This is a genomic window from Parabacteroides faecis (genome assembly GCF_014647375.1).
Classification (GTDB): Bacteria; Bacteroidota; Bacteroidia; order Bacteroidales; family Tannerellaceae; genus Parabacteroides; species Parabacteroides faecis.
The window spans coordinates 1-583 of record NZ_BMPB01000032.1; the positions used below are offsets into that span (position 1 = coordinate 1).

Here is a 583-nt window from a genome sequence, read left to right on the forward strand (position 1 = left end):
ACTTGAGAATAAATAACGGATTCTGAGCAAGAAAATAAAACAATTTAAACAACGAAGAGTTTGATCCTGGCTCAGGATGAACGCTAGCGACAGGCTTAACACATGCAAGTCGAGGGGCAGCAGGGAGTAGCAATACTCCGCTGGCGACCGGCGCACGGGTGAGTAACGCGTATGCAACCTACCTATCAGAGGGGAATAACCCGGCGAAAGTCGGACTAATACCGCATAAAACAGGGGTCCCGCCTGGGAATATTTGTTAAAGATTTATCGCTGATAGATGGGCATGCGTTCCATTAGATAGTTGGTGAGGTAACGGCTCACCAAGTCTACGATGGATAGGGGTTCTGAGAGGAAGGTCCCCCACACTGGTACTGAGACACGGACCAGACTCCTACGGGAGGCAGCAGTGAGGAATATTGGTCAATGGGCGAGAGCCTGAACCAGCCAAGTCGCGTGAAGGATGAAGGATCTATGGTTCGTAAACTTCTTTTATAGGGGAATAAAGTGCAGGACGTGTCCTGTTTTGTATGTACCCTATGAATAAGGATCGGCTAACTCCGTGCCAGCAGCCGCGGTAATACGG

Annotated in this window: 1 rRNA gene; it reads left to right on the forward strand. The window is 49.6% G+C overall.

Features of this window, described 5'->3' with window-relative positions:
* Positions 1–48 precede the first annotated feature (48 nt).
* Positions 49–583 (forward strand): 16S ribosomal RNA (locus IEY67_RS25085); the annotation flags it as partial.